This window comes from Actinacidiphila epipremni (genome assembly GCF_012034175.1).
Classification (GTDB): domain Bacteria; phylum Actinomycetota; class Actinomycetes; order Streptomycetales; family Streptomycetaceae; genus Actinacidiphila; species Actinacidiphila epipremni.
On sequence record NZ_JAATEJ010000003.1, the window covers coordinates 404,611 to 422,666 of the forward strand.

An 18,056-nucleotide genomic window follows, 5' to 3' on the forward strand; every position below is an offset into this window, starting at 1 on the left:
GGCTTCAGGCCCGGGCCGCCCGGCAACGGGGCCGGGCGCGAGGGAAGAGACAAGAGGGAGAGGCCGAGATGGCGCGACGCCGTTCCGAGCCCGTCAAGGAGCTGGTCCCCGTGGAGGACCCCACCACGGAGTTGCTGCCGCTCGTCCCCGAGCAGGGCACCGGCGTCGTGACCCGGCGCGGGGCGGAGGTGATCGAGGGCGGCCCCGCGGGGCGGCCCGGGCCCAGCCCGGAGGACGTCCTGGCCGAGCCGCCGGACGCCCGGGACATCTCCGCGGAGCTGGCCGCGCCGCCGCGCCGCAAGCTGCCGTGGCTGACGCTGCTGCTGTCGGCGGGGGTCGTGGCGGCGGCGGCTTTCACCGGCGGGGTGCTCGTCGAGAAGCACCACCTCAACGACTCGTCGTCGCGCAATCCCTTCGCCTCGCTGGCGAGCGGCCGGGGCGGTGCGGCGGGGGGCGGTACGGGGACGGGTACGGGCGCGGGGCGCGGTTTCGGCTTCGGCGGTACGGGCACGGGGGCGGGGGCCGCGGGCGCGGCCGGCGGCGGTGCGGCGGGGGGTACGGGCGCGGGTGCCGGGGCGGGTGCGGGGGCCGCGGGGCTGACCTTCGGCACCGTCAAGCTCGTCGACGGCGACACGATCTACCTCACCGACGCGCAGGGCAACACCGTCAAGGTCACCACCAGCGGCTCCACGAAGGTCACGGAGTCCAAGGACGGCAAGGTCGCCGACCTCAAGCCCGGCCAGACGGTCACCATCCGCGGCGCGAAGGACTCCGCCGGGAACGTCGCGGCGAGCACCGTGACGGAGGGCGGCACGACGCCGTCGTTCGGGGGCGGGGGCTTTGGCGGCTTCGGGGGCGCGGGCGGTACGGCGGGCGGCGGTACGGGCGCGGGCGGCGGCAACTGATCCGCCCCGCTCACAGCTCCAGGGCGTACGGTGGCGCGGCCGACAGCGGGTCGCGGCGCCGTACGACCGCATGACCGGACCGGGAGGTCGCCTGATGGACACGCCCGAGGCCAGCCTGCTGGTGGTCGACGACGAGCCCAACATCCGGGAACTGCTGTCGGCGTCGCTGCGGTTCGTCGGCTTCCGGGTCGCCTCCGCCGCGAGCGGCGCGGAGGCGCTGGCCGCGGTCGCCCGGGAGCGGCCCGACCTGGTCGTGCTCGACGTGATGCTGCCCGACATGGACGGCTTCGCCGTCGTGCGCCGGCTGCGCCAGGACACCGGCCCGCACGGCCGCCCGGCCGGCGACGACCACATCCCCGTGCTCTTCCTCACGGCGAAGGACGGCGTCGAGGACAAGATCAGCGGCCTGACCGCGGGCGGCGACGACTACGTCACCAAGCCGTTCAGCCTCGAAGAGCTCATCGCCCGCATCCGGGCGATCCTGCGCCGTACCGGCGGACCGACCGACGACGGCCGCCTCGTCGCGGGCGACCTGGAGCTCGACACGGTCGGCCACCAGGTCGTCCGGGCCGGCCGCCCGGTGTCCCTGTCCCCGACCGAGTTCAAGCTGCTGGCGTATCTGATGGCCAACGCCGACCGGGTCGTGTCCAAGCTGCAGATCCTCGACCACGTGTGGGCGTACGACTTCGGCGGCGACCTCAGCATCGTCGAGTCCTACATCTCCTATGTGCGCCGCAAGGTCGACTCCGGCGCGGGCGGCGCGCCCAAGCTCATCCACACCGTCCGCGGCGTCGGCTACGTCCTGCGCCGCCCCACCCAGCCCCAGCACTGACGTGCCCGGCGTCCCCTTCCGGACCCGCAGCGTCCTGGCCCGGGCCGCCCGGCGCGGCAGCCGGGGCGTGGCGCCGCCGACCGGCCGCGCGCGCCTGCGGCCCCTGCGGGAATTCCGGCCCTCCGCGCTGTCGTTGCGGTCGCGGCTCGTGCTGCTGTGCCTCGTGCTGGTGCTGCTCGGGCTCGCCGTCAGCGACACCGTCGTCCTCGGATCGGTGCGCAGCCAGCTCGTGCAGCGGGTGGACCAGCAGCTGGAGCGGTACGGGGGCCCGCTCGCGCAGCGGCTCGGGACGGAGGGCATCCCGGCGCCGCGGACGATCCGGCCGGGGAACCGGCCCTGGCTGCCGAGCCAGTTCGTCGTCGCGTTCGCCTCGGCCGACGGCCGGATCTCGGAGCAGTTCCGGCTGCCCGTCGCGGCCGGCGACCCGCGCCCCCTGTGGCCGGACCTCGACGCGGCCGGGCTCGCCCGGCAGCTCGGCACGCCCTTCGACGTCGCAAGCGACCACGGCGGGGGGCGCTGGCGCGCCCTCATCGTGCCGGTGCCGTCCGCCTCCGCCTCCGGCGCCCCGACCTCCGCTGCTGCTGCCGCGGCGCAGGGGCATCCGCTGCCGGCCGGCGTCGTCGTGGCGGCGTCGCTGGACGACGTGTCGTCCACCACCTCCCGGCTCAGCACCGCCTTCTGGCTGATCGGCGCGGTCGTCGCGGCGCTGCTCGGCGTGGCGGGCTGGTTCGCCGTACGGGCGGGGCTGCGGCCGTTGCGGCAGATCGAGGCGACGGCGGTGGAGATAGCCGAGGGGCGCCCGCTGTCGCACCGCATGCCGGCCGCCTCCCCGCACACCGAGGCCGGCCGGCTCGCCTCGGCCCTCAACGGCATGCTCGCGCAGATCGAGTCGGCGTTCGCCGCCCGGGCGGAGTCCGAGGAGCAGATGCGGCGCTTCGTGGCCGACGCCAGCCATGAGCTGCGCACCCCGCTCGCCGGCATCCGCGGCTTCGCCGAGCTCTACCGGATGGGCGCGCTGCCCGACGAGGCGGACGTCAAGCGGACCATGGCCCGTATCGAGAGCGAGGCCGTACGCCTCGGCGGCCTCGTCGAGGACCTGCTCACCCTGGTGCGCTCCGAGGAGCTGCGCCCGGTCCAGCTCGCGCCGATGGACCTGCGCACCCTCGCGGTGGACGCCCTGCACGACACGACGGCCCTCGACCCGACCCGTACCGTCACCCTCACCGGCCCGGCCGGTGACGGCCCGCCCACCGCGGCCCCGGTCCTCGGCGACGAGGCCCGGCTGCGCCAGGTCGTCGCCAACCTCGTCGGCAACGCCGTCGCCCACACCCCGCCCGGCACCCCGGTCCGGATCGGCGTCGGCACGCACGACGCCCACGGCATCCTCGAAGTCGCCGACTGCGGCCCCGGCCTCACCGCGGCCCAGGCCGCCCGGGTCTTCGAGCGCTTCTACCGCACCGACGCCTCCCGCACCCGCACCACCGGCGGCGGCGCCGGCCTCGGCCTCTCCATCGCCGCCGCCCTGATCACCGCCCACGCCGGCCACGTGGAACTCGACACCTCCCCCGGCAAGGGCGCCACCTTCCGCATCCGCCTCCCCCTCGCACCCCCGGGTCACCGCCCGACGGGCTGAACCGCCTTACGCGGCGCGGGAATCCGCCGCTCCAGCGCGACCACGACGCTGCCGTGGAAGCGGTCCACCGCCTCGTCGACGCTGCGGATGAAGCCCGACTCGGCGCTGCCCCTGGTCGCGCCCATGCCCTTGAACAGCGACAGCCGGAAGCCGGTGATCCGCGCACCGTCGCGCGGCAGCAGGTCGGCGGGCTCGGGGCGCAGCTTCTCCAGCGTGCCGCGCGGCCCGCTGCCCTGCCCGTCGGTCAGCGTCTCGACGTGGATGTCGGCCGGGGCGTCGGCGAGCTGCCGCATCAGCCGCTTCACCCACGTCAGCGGCTGCCCCTGCTCCGGGGCCGCCACCTCGATGGACGTCCGCAGCCGCCCGGTACGCAGATCCGCGGTGAGCGCGAGCACGCCGGGCACGTCCTGGATGCGCAGCTCCGCCAGCAGCCGCCCCTCCCGGCACAACTGGTCGGCCTGCGCCACCCGCCGCGACTGCGGGTCCGTGCCACGCCTGACCCGCTGCACGGGCAGCACCTTCTGCCCCAGCTCACCACCGAGCCGCAGGCACACCTGCCGGATCAGCCGCTCCCAGCTGGCCACGACCTCGACCGCGCGCGGGTCGCCCTCGCACAGCGTCTCCTCGTCGATGCCCTTGCGGACCGGCACCCACGCCGGGCCCATGTTCTGGAAGCCGTGGCAGCCGGAGTTGTCGTGCTGGAGGTAGTGCAGCAGCTCCTGCAGCAGCCAGGCGTGCGCGGCGTTCCCCACGCCTTCGTGCCGGATGAGCATCTGCGCCTGGTGCGCGGCCTCCGCCCAGGACAGGTGCCACAGCGCCACCTTGTGCTTGCGGCGGCCGTCGATCTTCACGTCCACGGGCGGGGTGCCGTCCAGCGCCACGTCGTTGGAGACGGTGATCACCGCCTCGTAGCCGCGCCGGGCCGCTATGTCCATGTAGTCCTGCACCTGGGCGGCGCGCAGCGGATTGCCGTTGGTCTTCGTCTCGACGAGCGCCGTCCACAACTTGCCCGCGCGCTCCACCCGGATGACGCCGTCCGGCCGCCGCGGGGTGTCGCCGTGCGGGAGCGACACCTCGGTGTAGGTCTCCATCCGCCCCGCCGGCGCCCCGAACCCGGCGGTGAGCCGCCGCCCGTACTCCGGCACCTGCGCCATGACGGCGAGCAGCACGGACGTCGCCCGCATCTCCCGCTCCCGGTCGCTCTTGAGCGCACCGCACGGGAAGAGCCGGGCCTGCCGCCAGGAGTCGTTCTCCGCGAGCGATTTACGGGCGACGGCGGGCAGCGTGACCTTCTTCCGCGCGGTACGTGTCCGCTTCGGCGCGCCCTGCGCCCCACCGGCGGCGAGAGCCGCGGCCACGTCGGGCGCGGGCGTGACGGCCACGGCCGCCGCCGGAAGTCCCTCGGGCCGCCGCTCGGCAGGCTTGTCGGCCGAGGCCTGCGCCGCCGCGTCCTGGGCCTCGTCCGCGTCCTCGGCCTACCCGTAGCCCCATGAGACACGGCGGGCTACACTGGGGGGTATGAAGACGATCACTCAGCGCGAGTTCCGCAACAACTCCGCAGCCGTCATGGACGCGGTCGAGGCGGGTGAGACCTACCACATCACCCGGAACGGGACCGAGGTCGCCGAGCTGCGCCCGCTGGCCAGGCGGCGGCGGTTGACCGCCGAGGAACTGGTGGAGCGCCACCGCCGACTGCCGCGCGTCGACTACGCGCTCATGCGGCAGGAGGCCGAAGAATTCTTCGGGTCTGCCGAGCGAGTGGGCGACGACCAGGACGACCCCTGGGAGCGTAGCCGTGGCTGAGCGTCACCCGACAGGCGTTCTCGACACGTGCGTCTACATCGACCTGGCTCTTCTCGCCCCCTCGGCGCTGCCGGTCGTCCCCGAGTTGACGGCCGTCACTTTGGCCGAGCTCCAGCAGGGTGTTGTCATGGCGAAGGATCCCGCGGTTCGAGCCACGCGCATGGAGACGCTCGGCGCGGCCGTGGCGGAGTTCGAGGCCCTGCCCTTCGACGGCGACGCGGCGGCGCGCTACGGGACCCTCGTCACGCTCACTCTCGCCGCCGGTCGCAACCCCCGCCCGCGCAGGATAGATCTGATGATCGCGGCCATCGCGTCGGTTCGCGGGCTCCCCCTCTTCACGCGCAACGCCGACGACTTCAAGGGCCTGGAGGACGCCGTCACCGTCGTGGCGATCTGAACTCCCGCGGCCACGCCGGCCGACGCCGGGCGCTCAGTCCGGGCGGACGCCCAGGGTGAGGAGGAGGTTGGCGTAGGTGCGGCGGTCGGCGGTGGCGATGACGAGGGCGGTGTCGGGGAGGCGGGCGGCGGCGTAGAAGGAGGGGCGGTCGAGGGTGTCGAGGTGGGGGATGTGGGGGAGGGCGGCGCGGAAGGCGGGGAAGATTTCGGGTTCGGGGGTGCCGGGGGGTGGGGTCATGACGGTGGCGGACTCGATCGGGACCGCGGTGACGAGCGCGTCGAGGACCTCGGTGACCAGGAGGCGGTCGGGGGTGAGGTTGAGGTAGACGCGTTCGGCGGCGGGGTTCGCGCCGGTGGTGTGGGGGTAGTGGCCGTCACTGATCAGGACCCGCGAGCCGTGGCCCGCTGACGCCAGGGCGGACAGAATCGTCGGGTGGGTCAGCTGGTAGCGCAGCATCGGGTGGCTTCCTTGCCGGGTGCGGGCGGTGATACGTCGGACCTTTGGTGTGGCCTTTGGGGAGCGTACGGAGCCGGGGGCTTCACGTCCAGGGCCGGGCGCGTATCGCAGGCGGCCCGGACGCAGGATGGCGGGTGCGTCCGGGCCGCGGCTGAGGGGGTACGGGGGGCTCCGTGGGCAGGGAGCCGGCGGGCTACGGCAGGGTCAGGATCTGGTACGGGTCGCCGTACGTCTTCCAGTGCAGCGGCGGGTCGAGGTTGAGGTTGCCGGCCTGGAGGAACGGGCGCTGCTCGGTGTCGACGCGGCTGGTGTCGTCGTGCGCGTCCTCCGTCTTCATCGCCGCCTTGCGCGCGTCGAGGAAGGCGTTGAGGTAGGTGGTCTCGTTGCCGCCCTGCGCCGGGGTCTTGGCCTTCTTCATCGCGGTCTTGCGGATGCCGCCGAAGCTCACGGGGTCGTTGCCGGGGCCGTGCATCACGATGGCGTCGTAGTAGATGAACTGCCCGAGCGTGCCGAGGCCGTCGGACTTCGCCTGGTTGACGGCCGGGTCGAAGTAGACGTCGTCGCGCTCGTCGTTCTGCGCCTGCTGGAACACCGGGTCCTTCGCCGCCGTCTTCCACGCGCTGACGAAGGCCGAGCCGAGGCCGGCGTGCGAGTCGGAGCCGTTGACGTCCTCCAGTGCGGGGAGGTACTTGGCCAGGCCGTTGCCCGGCTCCAGGTCGGTGTAGTGCTGGACCAGCTCCAGCATGTCGCCGGTGCCGGAGCAGAAGCCGATGATGCCGGCGGTGTAGCCGCGGCCGTCGCCGATGTCCTCAATGTACTTGTACTGGGACTTCCAGTCGAGGGTGGAGTTCTCGGCGGAGGAGACCAGCTCCATCGCCATCTCCTTCTTGTGCGGGTCGGCGAGCCCGGCGCCGGCCGTGGCGGGCGTCACCGCGTGCTGGTGCTGGTGCTGGTGTTGCGGGGTGGCCGCGGCGCCGGTGCCGGCGAGGGCGAGCGACGTACCGCCGCCGGCCAGCAGGCCGACCGCCGCGAGCAGCGCGATACGCCGCCGCCGCCGGGCGGTGGGGCGGGGGGTGGCGTGGGGGGAGGCGGTGTGAGGGGACGGGGTGTGGGGGGACTCGTGCACGTGCGTCTCCGTTTCCGGTCGCGTCCGCGTCCAGGCGCGGTGGGGCGGCCTCAGGGCGGTGGTGCAGGCGTACTGGTCGGGCTGGTTAGGAAAGGTTCCTAACCAATGACCGATGGAGAGCATTGAAGCACCGGGGCGGCTGCGGGCCAAGAGGCTGGAGCGCATTGGTTGGGCCGGGTGTGGTGGGCGGGGCCCGGCGGGGGCGCGGGTCGGGCGGGACCTCGGGCGGGGGCGCGGGGTCGGGTGTGACCTCGGGCGGGGCGCGGCCCCGGGGGCGGCGGAGGTCGTCGCGTTGTCGGACCTGCGCGGCACACTGGAGACATGTGCCGAAGCATCAAGACCCTGCGCCCCCCGATGACGCCCGAGGTCCACGACGAGGACATCCGCGCGGCAGCGCTCCAGTACGTCCGCAAGATCTCCGGCTTCCGCGCCCCCGCGGCCCACAACCGCGAGGCGTTCGACGCCGCGGTGGACGCGGTGGCGTCCGCGACCGGTGCGCTGCTGGCCGACCTGAAGATACGCGGTACGGCGAGCTCGACTCCCGCCGCTCCCTCCGCTCCCGCGGCGAACTGACCGCGGGCCCCGCGCCTCCCCCCGGCCCGTAACCCTCGCCGCCGAAACCTCAGCTTTCCAGCGCCATCCGCGCCCCGAGCAGCAACAGCACGCCGCCCGATATCTGCTCCAGGCGGCGGCGGACGGCCGCGCGCGAGATGACGTGCTGGAGCCGGCCGACGAAGTAGACGTAGAGGCCGTAGTAGCCGACCTCGAAGGCGGCCCACAGCGCGGCGAGGCCGACCATCGTCGGCAGGTGCGGCGCGCCCGCGGGCACGAACTGCGGCAGGAAGGACATCGCGAAGACCGCGGCCTTCGGATTGGCCAGGTTGAGCAGCAGCCCCGAGCGGTACGAGGCCCAGCCCGCCCGCGGCGCCTTGTCCTGCCCGCCCGCCGCGCCCCGCTCCTCCTCCCCCGCACCGCGCCGCGCGTCGAGCAGCGTCTTGACGCCGAAGCCGATGAGGGTGATCGCGCCGACGACCCGCATGACGTCGTACGCGACCTCCGACGCGGCGAGCAGCGCGGTGAGCCCGAAGGCGGCGACCGTCCCCCACACGAAGACGCCGGATTCGTTGCCGAGCACGGTGAGGAAGCCGGCCCGCCGGCTGCGCAACGACTGCCGGATGATCAGCATGGTGCTCGGCCCGGGCGAGGCGGCGATGAGCGTGCAGGCGCCGAGGAAGGGCAACAGGGTGCGCAGCATGGGCCCACGGTACGACCCGGGTACGCGCCGGGTCCCGCGGTTTTCCCCCCGGGCAAACAGCACCGGCCGCCGACACCGCCGTACGCCTCGGCCGCCGCCTCCGGCAGCATCGTGCGCAGGAGCCACTGGCCGGGCGGAGGGGCGGAGCATGCCACCCGCGAGTGTGTGCGGCGCCCGCTGGAGAGGGGGACTACGTTTTATGTAAGCGTACTTCTACATATGGCCTCGTCACCTAGGCAGGACGCTGCGACACGACCCACACGAGCTCATGTGCTTCAGCGGGGCCGGCTTCAACGATATGGCGTTGACCCTCTATGGCCAGGTCTTTCGAACTCGCCGGTCACCGGCCGGGTAGGCCCCGGGGCGCACCGCCTGGACCGGCCGGCTAAGCCCCGGGGTGCGGGGTGGGGCTACCAGGCGAAGGCCTCCGGTGAGGGGCCCGGGCCCGGGAAGACCTCGTCCAGCTCCGCCAGGAAGTTCGCGTCCAGGTCGAGTTCGAGTGCGCTGAGCGCGGAGGTGAGGTGTGCCGGGGTGCGGGGGCCGACGATCGGGCCGGTCACGCCGGGGCGGGTGAGCAGCCACGCCAGGGCGACCTCGCCCGGTTCGACGCCGCGCTTGCCGCACAGCTCCTCGTAGCGCCGCACCCGCTCCCGTACGGCCGGGTCCGCGAGGCCCGCCGCCGAGCGGCCCACCGACGTGCGCGAGCCGCCGCCCTCGCGCTCCTTGCGCAGGGCGCCGCCGAGCAGCCCCTGGTTGAGGGGCGACCACGGGATGACGCCCAGGCCGTACGCCTGCGCCGCCGGGATGACGTCCATCTCGGCGGTCCGCTGCGCCAGGTTGTAGAAGCACTGCTCGCTCACCAGCCCGAGCGAACCGCGCCGCGCCGCCGCCTCGTTGGCCTGCGCGATGTGCCACCCGGCGAAGTTGCTGGACCCGGCGTAGAGGATCTTGCCGTGCGCGACCAGGACGTCCATCGCCTGCCAGATCTCGTCCCAGGGCGTCGCCCGGTCGATGTGGTGGAACTGGTAGACGTCGATGTGGTCCGTGCCGAGCCGCCGCAAGCTCGCCTCCACCTCGCGGCGGATGTTCAGCGCGGAGAGCTTGTCGTGGTTGGGCCACGACGACCGACTCCACGGCGTGCCGTCGTTCGTCATGTTGCCGTACAGCTTGGTCGCGAGCACGACCTTGTCGCGGCGCCCGCCGCCCTTGGCGAACCAGTGCCCGAGGATCTCCTCGGTGAGGCCCTTGTGCTCGTCCCGCCCGTAGATGTTGGCGGTGTCGAAGAAGTTGACGCCCGCGTCCAGGGCGGTGTCCATGATGGCGTGCGCGGTCTCCTCGTCCGTCTCGGAGCCGAAGTTCATCGTGCCGAGCACCAGGCGTCCCACGGTGAGGCCGGTCCGGCCCAGCTGCGTGTATCTCATGCGGCCCACACAACACCTTGGAGCACACTCGATGGCAAGAGCCCGGCCCGGCGCGCCGGTTGTGCCAAGCGCCAGTGGCGGATCGTGAGCGGAACCGTTGTGCCGTGGAACCGCGCCGCCCCGCCCCTCGTCTCTCCCCGCACAGCGGCGTTGCCGTCGTGCGCGTAAGGGAGCGTGACTTGACCGAGTGGGCCACCCGTTATCTGTACCTCGTCCGGCACGCCGAAGCTTCACGCGACGAGGACCGGCTGACGGAGGCGGGCCGCCGGCAGGCCGCGCTGCTCGGCGAGCGGCTGCGTGACGTGCCGCTCGACGCCGTCCACCACGGCCCGTTGCCGCGAGCCGAGCAGACCGCGCGGCTGGTCGCCGAGGCCGTGGACGTACCGCTCAACGTGTCGGAAGCCGCCGGTGATTACGTGCCGTACGTCCCCGCGCGGGACGAACTCCCCGCCGGCTGGGCCGACTTCCCGCTCCGCTTCCTCGCCGGCGGCACACCGGGCGAACGCGGGCGCGGCCCCGAACTCGCCGACCGGGCACTGGAGTTGTTCACCGGCCCGGTGCGCGGCAGCGACGACCGCCACGAGGTCGTCGTGACGCACAACTTCCTGGTCGCCTGGCTGGTCCGCGACGCCATGCACGCTCCCAAGTGGCGCTGGCTCGGCCTGAATTACGGCAACGCGGCGGTGACGGTGATCCGTTACGCACCCGAGCGCCCGGCGTGCGTGCTCGTCACGAACGACATGCGCCACCTGCCGGACGAGCTGCGCTGGACGGGCTTCCCGGCGGACTCGCGCGTCTGACTCCCGCCCGGGCGCTAGGTGTTGGCCCACTCCCGGGTGGAGAGGACGAGCAGGTAGCCGTCGGGGTCCTGGACGGTGACGCCCCAGGTGTCCCAGTACGGGTTGTGCGCGGGCACCCGGGTGCCGCCGTGCTGCTCAAGGCGCGCGAGCAGCTCGTCGGGGACGGGGCCGTCGAGGTAGAGGACGAGCAAGTCCTCGACAGTGGGGCGGGGTTCGACGGGCGCGCCCGGATCGTGCACGAGCTCCAGATGCCAGGCGGCCCCGGGCCATCCCACCATGAGCAGCGAGCCGTCCCCTGGCGTGCCGTCCGCCTCGTGCCGGAACTGCACGTCGAGCCCGAGCCCTTGGACCCAGAAGCGCTCGGCGGCCCGCAGGTCCCGCGAGGGCCGGGCCAGCCGGATGTGCGCGGCGGCGTCGGCGGCCATGGTCGTACCTCCCTCACCGTATGGTCTCCGCAGCTTACGGAGCACGCGCGGGGCGCGGCATCGGGCGCACGGCTTAGGTCCGCGGATGCGGGGGCTCGCCCGCCGCGGGACGCAGGGGCCGGCCCGTCGCGGGGGCGGGCTCGTCCCTCCCGGTGCCGGGGGGCTCGCCTCGCCCCGGACCGAGCGCGTACGGTCCCGTCCCATGCCCTCACCCGACGCCGCCCTCCGGATCACCCGCGAGGCGTACGACGCCGCCGCGCCCGCGTACGCCGAGCTGTTCCGTGACGCCCTGCGTGACCGGCCGCTGGACCGGGCGATGCTGGACGTCTTCGCGCAGGAGGTACGGACCGGCGGGGCGGACGGCCGGGTCGCCGACCTGGGCTGCGGCCCCGGGCACGTCACCGCGCACCTCCACGACCTGGGCCTCGCGGCCTTCGGCGTCGACGCGTCCCCGGCGATGATCGGCCTGGCCCGCCGTACGTACCCGGCCCTCCGCTTCTATGTCGGCTCGATGGCCGCGCTCGACTTCCCGGCGGGCGCGCTGGCCGGCATCCTCGCCCGCTGGTCCCTCATCCACACCCCGCCGCCCGGACTCCCGGCGATCCTGGCCGAGTTCCACCGCGTCCTGGCCCCCGGCGCCCCGCTCCTGCTCGCCTTCTGGTCCACCGACGCCCCGGCCGACCCGCCGCAGCCCTTCGACCACGCGGTGACCACCGCCTACCGCTGGTCCCCCGACCACCTCGCCGCCCTCCTCCACGCCGCCGGCCTCCCCGAAACCGCCCGCGCCACCCGCGAGCCCCAGCCCGCCGACCGCCGCCAGTTCCGCGAGGTCCACCTCCTGGCCCGCCGCACCTGACCGGCAGGGGCCGTCGCCCCGGTTTGCGCGGCCCCGTGCGGGTAATCAGAAGGTCATGCCTTTGGTACCGGTTTGTCCGGCACCGTCCGACGCCTGAGGGAGGCTGCCGTGACCACACTGCACAAGCGCCCGGCGGACACCGAGCACCAACGCCGCCCCGCACCGTCCCCCACCCGCGACCCCCGCGTCCGCTTCGCCGCGACGATGGCCCCCCTCTTCCTCATCGCCTCCGGCCTGCTGGCCTGGTGGGCGTCGGACTCCATCACCGACCACCAGTGGGGCCTCGACATACTCTCCGGAGTCTGCGCGCTGCTCTTCGTGGTCATGACGGTCCGCGCAATCATCTTCTGGCGCAGGGCACGCCGCTGAAGCGGCCGAAGCCGGGCCGGTCCTGGGCCCGCCACCGCTCTGGCCTCGTAGGCGGGCAGCCAGCCGGGCGTCAGCGCACCGCTCGCGCTGAGCGCGGCGGCGAGTTCGTCCCGGCTAGCCACGCATGTGCGCGTTGACCGCGCGGGCTGCCTCCGCCAGGTCCGGGAGTTCGGTGACCTCGATGCCGGCCGCGGTCATCTGCTCGACGCCCTGGCAGTCGGCGACCAGGAGGCTGGGCTCGCGCCAGGCGATGACGACGCGGGGGATGCGGGCGGCGATGACGAGGGTTGCGCAGGGGACGGGGTGGGAGCTGCGCTCCGAGCAGGGTTCGAGGGTGCTGTAGAGGGTGGCGGTGCGCAGGCGCGGGTCGCCGGGCGGGACCTTGGCGAGGGCGGACTCTTCGGCGTGGACGGCCGGGTCGCCGCCCTCGCGGCTGTAGCCGGAGCTGAGCTGCGTACCGTCGGCGGCGACGATGACCGCGCCGACGTTGAAGCGGTTCGCGACCGGCGGGCACGCGCGGGAGAGCTCGATGGCCTGCGTCATCCACGCGCGGTCGGTCGCCGCGGTGTCGTACGTCATCGCGCGGGCTCCTCTACGGGAGAGGCGGCGCGCGGCTTGGGCGCGTAACGGAGCAGCACGACGTCGCCGATGGTGCGGGTGCCGAGGAGGGTCAGGCGGTTCGTCGACCCGCCGGGGAAGTCCGCGGCGCCGAGGAAGCGCGGCGCCCCGGGCTGGCCGACCAGCAGCGGCGCGACGGCCAGGTGGACCTCGTCCGCGAGGCCCTGCGCGAGGAACTGCGTGTGGATCGTGCCGCCGCCCTCCACCATGAGCTGCCGCACGCCCCGCCCGGCGAGGTCGTCGAGCATCACCCCGAAGTCGACGGCGACCGGCCCGGTGCTCACGACGTCCGCGAGGCCGTCGAGGGCTTCGCGCACTTTCCGCGCCGCAAGGTCCGTGGTGTAGACGACCTTGCCGTTGCCGTAGTGCCAGAACTTGAGGTCGCGGCTGAGGTCACCGCTGCCTCTCGTTTCTCTGCGGGGTACACCGGCTCGCCCGCGCCGGTCCGCTCGGGGTCCGGTCGCCGTGGGGGTTGCTGCGGAAAGCGTGGCCCTACCCGACCGGGTCCGGCCCGGCGGAGTCCGGTGCCGCGGGGGCGTCGACGGCGGCCTGACCGCCGGGGGCGCCTTCTGCCTGGGGTGGCGGCTCGACGGCGTCCGGCCTTGGGGCGTGCGCGGTGGCCCGCACGCGGGGGACGCCTGCCTCGGATCCGGAGGGCGGGCCCGCACGAGCCCCGGTGGCCGGGCGCGGTCACGCCTCGTGGAGCACGGACGCGTCGAACGCCGTGCGGTACTCGCGGACTTGGGGCTGGGCGCTGCCCGCCGGAAGGAGGCCGTCGAGGGCCGCCAGGGCGCGGAAGGTGCGCCCGGAACCGGTGGCCGAGGCGATCGGCAGGGCCTGGAGCCCGGCGAGGGCGGCCCGTTCCGGCTCGTCGGCCCGCAAGTGGGCCAGCGCGCGCTGGGAGAGGATGTAGCCGCGGTCGCGGCGGTACGTGGACGGCAGCGTGCGCAGGGCCCGGTCGAAGCCGTCCGAGGCCGACTCGTGTTCGCCGAGCAGGGACAGCGCCTGTGCGCGCTGGGCCTGTACATGCGGTGAGTCCAGCCAGTTGCCGCGCCGGGCGGGCGGGTCGTCGGCCACCTGGTCGAGCATGCCGAGCACCGAGTCGAACGTGCGGTGGCACACGGCGGCTTCACGGTTCAACGCGTGTGCGTACGCGGCGGACAGCGCGCCCATGACGGCGAACCGGCTGCGGGGCGGGGCCAGTTCACGCGTGGCCTCCGCGAGGTCGGCGGTGTCCGCCGGATCACCGCAGTCGGCGGCGAGTTGGGCCTTGCGCACCATGACATACGCGACCGCCTCACGCTGCCCGGCGGTGTGCGACCACTCCAGGGCGCGGTCGGTCCAGAAGCGCGCCGTCCGCTCGTCACCGCTGTCCTGGCACAACCACCCGCACAACTCGGCGTACTCCGCCTGCACATGGAGCAGCGTCCGGCGATCCGCACCCGTCCCCTGTCGCACCAGCCCGCCGATCAGCCGCAGATGGTCGCGAGCGGTGTCGTAGACGTGCCCGGCACCGAGGACGTTGTCGCACCGCACAAGCGTGCGCCGCAGGTCCCGCAGCCGCTCCGCGGGGTGGCCGTCCACCGCGAGGAAGTCCCGCACAGACGGCGCGGCCGGCACAACGGGCGGAGGTACGAGCGCCAGCGGCGGACAGGAGCCCGACGGGGGCATCGTCACGAAGATGATCCTTCCCTCGGCGGTACGGCACGGCACCCGCAGGGTTTCCGCTCCGGGAAGCGGGGCGGGGGGCGGGGGGTCCTCCGTAAGGATGGCGTCCGGGGTGGGGCGCGCGGGGCCGGGGAAGGGCCGCACCGGCGAGGTGTCCGCATCGGCGGGGGAGGTGTCCGCATCGGCCGTCGCGCGGGCCAGCGCGCGGGTCAGGACGCCGCCGGTGCCCAGCGCCTCGTCCAGGGCCCGGGCCAGCTCGGCGGAGCAGGCGCGTACCGCCTTCTCGATCTTGCCGATCAGGTCCCCGCTGACGTGCACCCTCGCCCCCAACTGCGCCTGCGACAGCCCGCGCAGAACGCGCCAGTGGCGCAACTCCGCGCCGAACCAGTGGCGACCGGAGCGGCTGGGGTCCAACTGCTTGGGCGGCTGCGGCATATGGCCTCCTCCGGTGGGCGGGGGCGGTCGATGCGGATCGAGACTGCGCGCACTACGCAGACTACGCGAAGACGCGGACGGCGCGGACGATACGGACCACGCGGACGGCGATGCGGACCGGCGCACCGTCCGCTTGACGGGCTACCGGCGGCCCGCCGGCGCGGGGCTGAATGGTCGCACGACGTTCCGTACCCAGTACACACCGCGACGATCGGTGGCCGGCTGGGTTTTCCGCAGGAGATTCCGCATGCCGACCGAAGACACCGCACTCCGGGAGCCGCAGGCCCGGACCTGGCGCCGGGACTTCGCCCCGTACGAGCGCTGCGTGCCGCTCGCCCGCAGGGAGGTCGAGCAGGCGCTGGCCCGCTGGGGGTGCACCGAGGAGGAGGTCGCCACGGCCGCGCTGGTGACCGGCGAGCTCGCCGCCAACGCGGTGCGGCACGCACATGTGCCGGGCCGCCCGTTCACCGTCGCGCTGACCGTGGGCGACGGGGGCTGCGTGGTCGAGGTGACCGATCCGGTGACGGCCCCGCCGACCGCCGTGACCCCGCGCCCGGACGACGAGCGGGGCCGCGGGCTGCTGCTCGTCGAGGCGTCGAGCGTCGCCTTCGGCTACCGCTCGTGCCCCGGCGGCGGCAAGACGGTGTGGGCCGCGCTCGCCGCGCAGGCCCGCGCGGTGTGCGGCGAGCGGACGTGGCTGCCCGAGCGACTGACCGCCGCGGCGCTCCGCTGCGGCACCGGCGAGCCCGCCGAACCGGCCGACGTCGAGCGCGAGTTGCGCTGCACCCTCGAAGCGCACACCACGGGCGACCACCATGCCTTCGTCCGCGAACTCCCGGGCCCCGACACCGGAGCGGTCTGGACCCGCTGGATCCGCGGCCACCCCCCGACGACCCTCCTCACCCTCCCTGACTGCCCCGCCACCTCCCCCACCCCCTGCGCGGACTTCGCCGACCACCCCGGCGCCCACAGCTGGCACCTGACGACCAACGACCCGAAGTCCCCCCACACTTCACCCGAATGAGAGGACCGCGATGAACGCCTACCCGCACATCCCCACCACCGAGGACGACGACGAACTCGGACCGATCGACCTCGGCGACGCGGCGGCACTCACTGAAGGCCAGGGCAGTGGACGCAGCGAGGACAAGCGCCGCGCGTACAACTCCTGAGCGGGCGGTCGTGGCCCGGCTCTCGGGCCGCGCCTCTTCCACCGGTCGGCGTTTCGAGGAGGACTCATGGTTTTCGGAGGCTCAGTCGCATCCCCGGCCGCCGTATGCCGCCGCCCTGTGGGCGCCGTACCGATCGCCGCCGGCACGTCCACCTGGAGGCTCGGAGCCGGTCCTTGCCGCGTGGTCGACCGCGGTGCGGGGAAGCGCCTCGTCGTCCTCGGACCCTGCGGTGCCCAAGACGCCGAACTGCACGCATTTGCTTGTGGAAGGCTGCCCGAGGACATCGCCTGGTGCCGGCCGGGCGCCTACCTGGTCGTCGAGGAATCCGCAGATCGTATTGTCCTGCACACGGACCCGGCCGCTGCTCGGCCCGTCTACCTGACTCGCCACAACGGCTGTTGGGTGTGGTGTACCTCCGCCCGGACGCTCGCCGGGCTCGCCCACGCGCAGGTCGACGTACAACGACTTGCCTGTGCCGTATTCCTTCCGTCCGTCCCGGCGCTCGCAGGGCAGCGGACCTACTTCGACGGCGTCTCGCAACTGCCGTCCGGCAGCCGAATCGAACTCCTCGCGAACTGCGGGCACATGCGCGTCACCGAGGTGTGGCGACCTGATCCGGAGCCCGGTCGGGTACCGCACGCCCGGCTCCGGGCAGCTCTGCGCGGTTCGGTCAGGCTGCGCACCGGGGCCGACCCCGGCCTTTCCTGTGACCTGTCCGGTGGCCTGGACTCGACAAGCATCACCGCTTTCGCCGCAGCGGCACTTCCGTCCACAGCGCGCCTGCACACCGTGACCGTCCATCCCGAGGGCGATACCTCCGGTGCCGACGTGACATACGCGCGCCTGGCTGCGCACGCTCTCGGCGACCGCGCCGTCCACCATCTGCTGCCGTTGGGGCCCGAACACCTCCCGTACTCGGACATCACGGCGGTGTCAGCAACCGACGAGCCGGCACCTTCCACGCTCGTCCGGTCCCGTCTTGACCATCAGTTCCGGTGGATGAAGGGCCACTTGGGCACCCGTACGCATCTCACCGGCGACGGCGGTGACAGCGTCCTCTTCCAACCGCCCATCCACCTTGCCGACCTGCTCCGCCGCGGTCGGTGGGGGCGAGCACTGGGTGAGGCGTTCGGCTGGGCACGGCTACGCAAGGAACCGGTGATGCCGCTCCTTTACGACGCCGTGCGAGTGTCGGCGGTCACCCGTGACAGAGCCCTGGCTGCCCTGCCCCGCGCGCTCGGCCGACGTACACCCGATCACCACGGGCGCGTCCGTTGGTTCTGCCTGCTGCCGACTCCCGACTGGGCACCGCCCGCCGCCCGGCGCCTGCTCGGGGTCGCCGCGGAAGAAGCAGCCGCTGCCCCACCCCGGTTCGCGGGTCTCGACGCCTCGGTCCGTGTTCTCGTGGACGAGATCCGTGAGGTCGCCCGCACCGCTGTGGCCGATCGGCAACTGGCAGACGTTCACCGTGTCGATCTGCACAACCCCTTCCTGGACCCTGCGGTCGTGGACGCGGTGCTGCGGACTCCGCTCGACCAGCGGCCCCGGCTGCACTGCTACAAACCGCTGCTCCGCGAGGCAATGGTCGACCTGTTGCCGCCCGAGATCGCGGCCCGCACCACCAAGGGCAGTTTCGACGCCGACCACTTCGCAGGCGTCCGCGCCAACCTGCCTGACCTGCTGCGGCTCGCTGACGGCTGGATGGCGGCTTACGGACTCCTTGATCCCGCTGCGTTCCGACGCGCGATACGTCGTGCGGGTGCCGGCCTTCCCATGCCCCTTGCCGCTCTCGAACAGGCCCTCGCGGCCGAGGCGTGGCTGACGGCTCACGATCGTGCGGCCCTCCCGGAGTGGGAGATCCCTGCGGCAGCGGAGGGGCGGTGAG

Annotated in this window: 20 protein-coding genes and 1 pseudogene; 12 read left to right on the forward strand and 9 right to left on the reverse strand. The window is 73.7% G+C overall.

Going from position 1 to position 18,056, the window contains the following annotated elements:
- Positions 1-68 precede the first annotated feature (68 nt).
- The 3 genes from HCN08_RS06965 to HCN08_RS06975 all read left to right on the forward strand — a co-directional run bounded on the left by HCN08_RS06965 (position 69) and on the right by HCN08_RS06975 (position 3,370).
- Positions 69-905, forward strand: coding sequence for a hypothetical protein (locus HCN08_RS06965; protein WP_167981978.1), 837 nt, complete (start codon positions 69-71; stop codon positions 903-905).
- A gap of 94 nt (positions 906-999) precedes the next feature.
- Positions 1,000-1,737, forward strand: coding sequence for a response regulator transcription factor (locus HCN08_RS06970; RefSeq protein ID WP_206318431.1), 738 nt, complete (start codon positions 1,000-1,002; stop codon positions 1,735-1,737).
- Position 1,738: 1 nt separating this feature from the next.
- A complete protein-coding gene (locus HCN08_RS06975; protein ID WP_322974270.1) occupies positions 1,739-3,370 on the forward strand; it encodes a sensor histidine kinase in 1,632 nt (543 codons plus the stop codon).
- On the opposite strand, the pseudogene HCN08_RS06980 reads toward HCN08_RS06975, so the two are convergent.
- Positions 3,352-4,833: pseudogene (locus HCN08_RS06980) on the reverse strand (hypothetical protein); the annotation flags it as partial. The gene HCN08_RS06975 and the pseudogene HCN08_RS06980 overlap by 19 nt on opposite strands.
- 55 nt (positions 4,834-4,888) lie before the next feature.
- Here HCN08_RS06980 and HCN08_RS06985 point away from each other — a divergent pair.
- Positions 4,889-5,173 (forward strand): type II toxin-antitoxin system Phd/YefM family antitoxin, encoded by a 285-nt coding sequence (locus HCN08_RS06985; RefSeq protein WP_167981981.1) that lies wholly within the window; start codon positions 4,889-4,891, stop codon positions 5,171-5,173.
- Positions 5,166-5,570 (forward strand): type II toxin-antitoxin system VapC family toxin, encoded by a 405-nt coding sequence (locus tag HCN08_RS06990; RefSeq protein WP_167981982.1) that lies wholly within the window; start codon positions 5,166-5,168, stop codon positions 5,568-5,570. The genes HCN08_RS06985 and HCN08_RS06990 overlap by 8 nt, the downstream gene beginning before the upstream one ends.
- A 33-nt stretch (positions 5,571-5,603) precedes the next feature.
- On the opposite strand, the gene HCN08_RS06995 is transcribed toward HCN08_RS06990, so the two are convergent.
- Together HCN08_RS06995 and HCN08_RS07000 are read right to left on the reverse strand one after the other, a co-directional pair.
- Positions 5,604-6,026, reverse strand: a complete 423-nt coding sequence (locus HCN08_RS06995) for an RbsD/FucU domain-containing protein (RefSeq protein ID WP_167981983.1) — start codon at positions 6,024-6,026, stop codon at positions 5,604-5,606.
- 193 nt (positions 6,027-6,219) lie between these two features.
- Entirely contained in the window at positions 6,220-7,068 is an 849-nt protein-coding gene (locus HCN08_RS07000; RefSeq protein WP_322974292.1) for a chitosanase, read from the reverse strand.
- A gap of 405 nt (positions 7,069-7,473) precedes the next feature.
- On the opposite strand from HCN08_RS07000, the gene HCN08_RS07005 reads away from it, so the two are divergent.
- The gene (locus HCN08_RS07005) at positions 7,474-7,725 is read left to right on the forward strand and encodes a DUF2277 family protein (protein ID WP_167981985.1); all 252 of its coding nucleotides are present in this window, start codon (positions 7,474-7,476) and stop codon (positions 7,723-7,725) included.
- Positions 7,726-7,774: 49 nt separating this feature from the next.
- Here the strand turns inward: HCN08_RS07005 and HCN08_RS07010 are convergent, their stop codons facing one another.
- Both HCN08_RS07010 and HCN08_RS07015 read right to left on the reverse strand, forming a co-directional pair.
- Positions 7,775-8,407: a LysE family translocator gene (locus HCN08_RS07010; protein ID WP_167981986.1), complete on the reverse strand. Its 633-nt coding sequence runs from the start codon at positions 8,405-8,407 to the stop codon at positions 7,775-7,777.
- A 410-nt stretch (positions 8,408-8,817) separates the two neighbouring features.
- Positions 8,818-9,828 (reverse strand): aldo/keto reductase, encoded by a 1,011-nt coding sequence (locus HCN08_RS07015; RefSeq protein WP_167981987.1) that lies wholly within the window; start codon positions 9,826-9,828, stop codon positions 8,818-8,820.
- 179 nt (positions 9,829-10,007) lie between these two features.
- On the opposite strand from HCN08_RS07015, the gene HCN08_RS07020 reads away from it, so the two are divergent.
- On the forward strand, positions 10,008-10,628 hold the full coding sequence (locus HCN08_RS07020) for a histidine phosphatase family protein (RefSeq protein WP_167981988.1): 621 nt from the start codon (positions 10,008-10,010) through the stop codon (positions 10,626-10,628).
- Positions 10,629-10,642: 14 nt separating this feature from the next.
- Here HCN08_RS07020 and HCN08_RS07025 read toward each other — a convergent pair whose 3' ends face one another.
- Positions 10,643-11,053 (reverse strand): VOC family protein, encoded by a 411-nt coding sequence (locus HCN08_RS07025; protein ID WP_167981989.1) that lies wholly within the window; start codon positions 11,051-11,053, stop codon positions 10,643-10,645.
- Between the two features lie 202 nt (positions 11,054-11,255).
- Between HCN08_RS07025 and HCN08_RS07030 the strand changes: the two genes are divergently transcribed.
- Together HCN08_RS07030 and HCN08_RS07035 are read left to right on the forward strand one after the other, a co-directional pair.
- A complete protein-coding gene (locus tag HCN08_RS07030) occupies positions 11,256-11,909 on the forward strand; it encodes a class I SAM-dependent methyltransferase (RefSeq protein ID WP_167981990.1) in 654 nt (217 codons plus the stop codon).
- A 108-nt stretch (positions 11,910-12,017) separates the two neighbouring features.
- Positions 12,018-12,278 carry a hypothetical protein gene (locus tag HCN08_RS07035; RefSeq protein WP_167981991.1) on the forward strand — a complete coding sequence of 87 codons (261 nt, stop codon included), beginning with the start codon at positions 12,018-12,020 and terminating at the stop codon, positions 12,276-12,278.
- A gap of 114 nt (positions 12,279-12,392) precedes the next feature.
- Here the strand turns inward: HCN08_RS07035 and HCN08_RS07040 are convergent, their stop codons facing one another.
- Genes HCN08_RS07040 through HCN08_RS07050 form a run of 3 tightly spaced genes read right to left on the reverse strand, consistent with a single transcriptional unit; the run spans position 12,393 to position 14,999 of the window.
- Positions 12,393-12,857 (reverse strand): deaminase, encoded by a 465-nt coding sequence (locus HCN08_RS07040; protein WP_167981992.1) that lies wholly within the window; start codon positions 12,855-12,857, stop codon positions 12,393-12,395.
- Positions 12,854-13,564: a RibD family protein gene (locus tag HCN08_RS36435; protein WP_322974271.1), complete on the reverse strand. Its 711-nt coding sequence runs from the start codon at positions 13,562-13,564 to the stop codon at positions 12,854-12,856. The genes HCN08_RS07040 and HCN08_RS36435 overlap by 4 nt, the downstream gene beginning before the upstream one ends.
- 22 nt (positions 13,565-13,586) lie before the next feature.
- Complete coding sequence (locus tag HCN08_RS07050) at positions 13,587-14,999, reverse strand: helix-turn-helix transcriptional regulator (RefSeq protein ID WP_167981993.1); 1,413 nt, start codon at positions 14,997-14,999, stop codon at positions 13,587-13,589.
- Between the two features lie 247 nt (positions 15,000-15,246).
- Between HCN08_RS07050 and HCN08_RS07055 the strand changes: the two genes are divergently transcribed.
- From HCN08_RS07055 to HCN08_RS07065, 3 genes are all read left to right on the forward strand, one after another.
- Positions 15,247-16,023, forward strand: coding sequence for an ATP-binding protein (locus tag HCN08_RS07055; RefSeq protein ID WP_167981994.1), 777 nt, complete (start codon positions 15,247-15,249; stop codon positions 16,021-16,023).
- A gap of 10 nt (positions 16,024-16,033) precedes the next feature.
- The gene (locus HCN08_RS07060; RefSeq protein WP_167981995.1) at positions 16,034-16,171 is read left to right on the forward strand and encodes an albusnodin family lasso peptide; all 138 of its coding nucleotides are present in this window, start codon (positions 16,034-16,036) and stop codon (positions 16,169-16,171) included.
- Positions 16,172-16,237: 66 nt separating this feature from the next.
- Positions 16,238-18,055: an albusnodin/ikarugamycin family macrolactam cyclase gene (locus HCN08_RS07065; RefSeq protein WP_167981996.1), complete on the forward strand. Its 1,818-nt coding sequence runs from the start codon at positions 16,238-16,240 to the stop codon at positions 18,053-18,055.
- The last annotated feature ends 1 nt before the right edge of the window (position 18,056 follow it).

Bases quoted from the DNA above. Each gene is read 5' to 3' on its own strand.
- HCN08_RS06995 (WP_167981983.1), bottom strand. From the start codon at position 6,026: ATGCTGCGCTACCAGCTGACCCACCCGACGATTCTGTCCGCCCTGGCG.
- HCN08_RS06985 (WP_167981981.1), top strand. From the start codon at position 4,889: ATGAAGACGATCACTCAGCGCGAGTTCCGCAACAACTCCGCAGCCGTC.
- HCN08_RS06970 (WP_206318431.1), top strand. From the start codon at position 1,000: ATGGACACGCCCGAGGCCAGCCTGCTGGTGGTCGACGACGAGCCCAAC.
- HCN08_RS07010 (WP_167981986.1), bottom strand. From the start codon at position 8,407: ATGCTGCGCACCCTGTTGCCCTTCCTCGGCGCCTGCACGCTCATCGCC.
- HCN08_RS07015 (WP_167981987.1), bottom strand. From the start codon at position 9,828: ATGAGATACACGCAGCTGGGCCGGACCGGCCTCACCGTGGGACGCCTG.
- HCN08_RS07060 (WP_167981995.1), top strand. From the start codon at position 16,034: ATGAACGCCTACCCGCACATCCCCACCACCGAGGACGACGACGAACTC.
- HCN08_RS07025 (WP_167981989.1), bottom strand. From the start codon at position 11,053: ATGGCCGCCGACGCCGCCGCGCACATCCGGCTGGCCCGGCCCTCGCGG.
- HCN08_RS07040 (WP_167981992.1), bottom strand. From the start codon at position 12,857: ATGACGTACGACACCGCGGCGACCGACCGCGCGTGGATGACGCAGGCC.
- HCN08_RS06965 (WP_167981978.1), top strand. From the start codon at position 69: ATGGCGCGACGCCGTTCCGAGCCCGTCAAGGAGCTGGTCCCCGTGGAG.
- HCN08_RS07055 (WP_167981994.1), top strand. From the start codon at position 15,247: ATGCCGACCGAAGACACCGCACTCCGGGAGCCGCAGGCCCGGACCTGG.
- HCN08_RS07030 (WP_167981990.1), top strand. From the start codon at position 11,256: ATGCCCTCACCCGACGCCGCCCTCCGGATCACCCGCGAGGCGTACGAC.
- HCN08_RS07005 (WP_167981985.1), top strand. From the start codon at position 7,474: ATGTGCCGAAGCATCAAGACCCTGCGCCCCCCGATGACGCCCGAGGTC.
- HCN08_RS07050 (WP_167981993.1), bottom strand. From the start codon at position 14,999: ATGCCGCAGCCGCCCAAGCAGTTGGACCCCAGCCGCTCCGGTCGCCAC.
- HCN08_RS07065 (WP_167981996.1), top strand. From the start codon at position 16,238: ATGGTTTTCGGAGGCTCAGTCGCATCCCCGGCCGCCGTATGCCGCCGC.